Source organism: Pseudoroseomonas ludipueritiae (genome assembly GCF_014490445.1).
Taxonomy (GTDB): Bacteria; Pseudomonadota; Alphaproteobacteria; order Acetobacterales; family Acetobacteraceae; genus Pseudoroseomonas; species Pseudoroseomonas ludipueritiae.
In genome coordinates this window covers 1-3,113 of record NZ_JACTUZ010000269.1, presented here as the reverse complement: position 1 = coordinate 3,113, position 3,113 = coordinate 1, and the positions used below count along the sequence as shown (strand labels likewise).

Sequence of the window (3,113 nt, the reverse complement as noted above, 5' to 3'; positions counted from 1 at the left end):
GGGTGGGGGAGGGGACGGTATGCAGTGCCATGGCCAGTACCGTGGCCAGTACCGCAGCAGTCACCTTGGGGGAGGATGACGTATGCATGCCTTTTCAACATCATTTCTCAAGAGACGTTGCGAGAGCACTGATATCGTTGACGTGAGAAGGCTTGAGCGCCGCCAATTCGTTGCATGTGCGGTGCGGTAGAGCGCTGACTCCACGCGATCTTTGCCACCACCATGCAGCCGATGCGCTTCTGCTGAGTTGGGGGGGCTGTGCCGTGCCACGGACACGGGCCAGAGGAGGCAAGCCGCATGAGCGACACACCCGATGACGACGACGATTTCGACCTCGGCATCAGCATCGAGACGGTGGCCACCGTCGTTGACCACCTCCGCACGCTGCAGGAGACGGAAAGCGAGCAGGACGAGGGCGCCGAGATCGATGACATCGAAGGCGAGGAGGAATTCGACGAGGACACGCTCAGCACCTTCATCGAGGAGCTGAACGAGGATGAGCAGGTGGCCCTGGTGGCGCTGGCCTGGGTCGGCCGCGGCGACTACGAGCCCGACCAGTGGGAGGAGGCGGTGGCCATGGCCAAGGAGCGCGGTGCCGGCACCAGCACCGCCGACTACCTGATCCAGATGGACCTGGCGGCCGACCTGCTGGCGGAAGGCCTGGGCGCCTTCGGCTTCTCGATCGACGACATCGAGCGCTGAGGCGGGCGGCCAGCGGGAGCCCTGAAGGCGGAGCAGGGGCGGCGCGCCCCTCTCCCGTCAGGTGGCGCCTTCGGTGACATCGCCGGGCAGGCCGGCGATCTCGCGGATCAGCTTGCGGCGCACCGCCATGCCGAAGCTGTTGAAGTCCTCCGCCACCACCAGGAAAGCGCCGGTGCCGCCGATCACGGAATCCCGGTAATACTGGTCCAGCGGCAGTTGCGGGCCGCGCCCATAGGTGGGGCGGTCGTTCACGATGGGCAGGCCGTTGATGATGATGCCCTCGGCCACCAGGCGGTCGCGCACCGGCTCGGGCGGCGGGCCGGAGTTGTTCACGCCATCGCCGGAGATATCGATCACCCGCCGCGTGCCCTCGAAGGGCGCCCTTGTCAGCACCTGGGCGGAGAATTCCAGCGCGCCGGAGATCGAGGTCCAGGAGAGTGACTGGCGCGGCGCTTCCGCCAGGGCCTCGGCCCAGGCCTGGGCATCGCGCGGGCTGGCGATGCGGCGCCAGGGCAGCACCAGCCGCTGGTATTCCGAGCCCGCCCATTCGACATAAGCCAGCCCGATGCTGCCCAGCGTGCCGCCCAGCATGGCCTCCACCACCCGCGGGTCCGAGACGCCGTTGCGATAGCCCTCCCGCTGCAGCTTGGCCTCGTCCTCATCCACCGAGCGGGAGATATCGACCGCCAGCACCAGCAGCGTGTCGACCGGCTCCTCGGCATGGGAGGGTGTGGGGAGTGCCGCGAGCCCCGCGGCGGCCAGCAACGAACGTCGCCGCAGGGTGACTGGGGGCATCGGGTCTCTCCCAACGGTTGCTGCTGCCAGCAAACAGAATGCGGCGCGCGGAATGCAAAGCATTCCGGCGGAAGCGCCGTGCAAGGCTTCGTGTGCGGGCCCGCGCGGGCATGGTTGCGCCGGCGGCGCGGCAGCCCCCATATCCCTTCCATGGAGCTGGATTTCACCGAGGACGAGCTGCACCGCTATTCCCGCCATATCCTGTTGCGGGAGGTTGGCGCGGTCGGGCAGGCGAAGCTGCGCGCGGCGCGGGTGCTGATCGTCGGCGCAGGTGGGCTGGGATCGCCGCTGGCGCTCTATCTCGCGGCGGCGGGGGTAGGCACGCTGGGGCTGGTGGATGACGACCGGCTGGAACTCTCCAACCTGCAGCGGCAGGTGGCGCATGACACGACCCGCCTGGGCCGCAACAAGGCGGAAAGCGTGGCCGAGACCCTGGCGCGGCTGAACCCGGAGGTGCGGGTGGAAACCCATGCCTGCCACCTGGATGCCGAGACCGCCACGGCCTTGATCCCGCGCTACGACCTGGTCTGCGACGGCACGGACAATTTCGGCACCCGCTTCCTGGTGGGCGATGCCTGCCACCTGCTGGGCCGCACCCTGGTGACGGCGGCGGTGCTGCGCTTCGAGGGGCAGCTTTCGGTCTTCAAGTCGCATCTGGGCCATGCCTTCCCCTGCCACCGCTGCCTGCACCCGGCGCCGCCGCCGCCCGGGCTGGTGCCGAGCTGCTCGGAGGCCGGGGTGCTGGGCGCCGTCACGGGCGTGATGGGCACCCTGCAGGCCACCGAGGTGCTGAAGGAGATTATGGGCATCGGCGAAGGCCTGGCCGGGCGCCTGCTGCTCTGGGACGCGCTGGATACCCGCTTCAACACCATCCGCCTGAAGCGCGACCCGGCCTGCCCGCTCTGCGGCGATGCGCCCTCCATCCATGACCTCTCCGCCCATGCGGGCGCGGCCCTGGCCCCGGCATGCTCCCTCTAGGCGTGCTGCTGCGCTCCGGCGGGCATGAGGCGGCGCATTACGCGCTGGTGGTCGCCACCGGGGCGGCGGCGGTGGGGCGTCCGGTGGTGCTCTTCGCCACCAATGCCGGCTGCCGGCTGCTGCTGCGGGATGCGCCGCTGCTGGCCGATGCGCGGGAAGCCCTGCTGGAATCGCGCGGCGTCGCCGGCATCGCCACCCTCTGGGAAGCGGCGGGGGAACTGGGCATCCGCCGCATCGCCTGCGAGGCCGGGCTGCGCGCCGAGGCCATCGCCCCCGCCGAACTGGCCGGGGGGGTGGAGGTGGCGGGCATCGTCACCTTCCTCGCCGAGGTCGGGCCGGGGCAGATGCTGGCTTTATGACGATACCGTAAGCTTTCATTGATGATGCGCAGCAATGCCCGCCGGCTCTTGACCGGGGCGCTGCATTTTGAGCGTGATCCCGCCATGGCCCGGCTTCGTTTGATCCCCTCCCTGTTGCTGTCTTCTCTCCTGCTGCCTGTTCTTCCGGCCTGGGGGCAATCCTCGCTGGGCGCGGCCCAGGGCACGCTGGCGCCGCCCCGCCCGGTGGCGCCGCCTCCGCCGCCCCGGGTGGAAGCCACGCCGCCCCCTGGCCAGGTGCTGACCTTGCCGCCCCGGCTG

General features: G+C 69.8%; 4 protein-coding genes and 1 pseudogene. 4 read left to right on the top strand and 1 reads right to left on the bottom strand.

The window, feature by feature from the left end:
• Positions 1-297: 297 nt before the first annotated feature.
• Positions 298-702, top strand: a complete 405-nt coding sequence (locus tag IBL25_RS25320) for a DUF3775 domain-containing protein (protein WP_187781219.1) — start codon at positions 298-300, stop codon at positions 700-702.
• A gap of 57 nt (positions 703-759) precedes the next feature.
• Here IBL25_RS25320 and IBL25_RS25315 read toward each other — a convergent pair whose 3' ends face one another.
• A complete protein-coding gene (locus IBL25_RS25315) occupies positions 760-1,497 on the bottom strand; it encodes a DUF1194 domain-containing protein (RefSeq protein WP_187781218.1) in 738 nt (245 codons plus the stop codon).
• 150 nt (positions 1,498-1,647) lie between these two features.
• Between IBL25_RS25315 and IBL25_RS25310 the strand changes: the two genes are divergently transcribed.
• The 3 genes and pseudogenes from IBL25_RS25310 to IBL25_RS25300 form a co-directional block, all read left to right on the top strand.
• The gene (locus tag IBL25_RS25310; RefSeq protein WP_187781220.1) at positions 1,648-2,475 is read left to right on the top strand and encodes a HesA/MoeB/ThiF family protein; all 828 of its coding nucleotides are present in this window, start codon (positions 1,648-1,650) and stop codon (positions 2,473-2,475) included.
• Positions 2,463-2,834 carry a DsrE family protein gene (locus IBL25_RS25305; RefSeq protein WP_187781217.1) on the top strand — a complete coding sequence of 124 codons (372 nt, stop codon included), beginning with the start codon at positions 2,463-2,465 and terminating at the stop codon, positions 2,832-2,834. The genes IBL25_RS25310 and IBL25_RS25305 overlap by 13 nt, the downstream gene beginning before the upstream one ends.
• Positions 2,835-2,918: 84 nt before the next feature.
• Positions 2,919-3,113 (top strand): annotated as a pseudogene (locus IBL25_RS25300) (hypothetical protein); the annotation flags it as partial.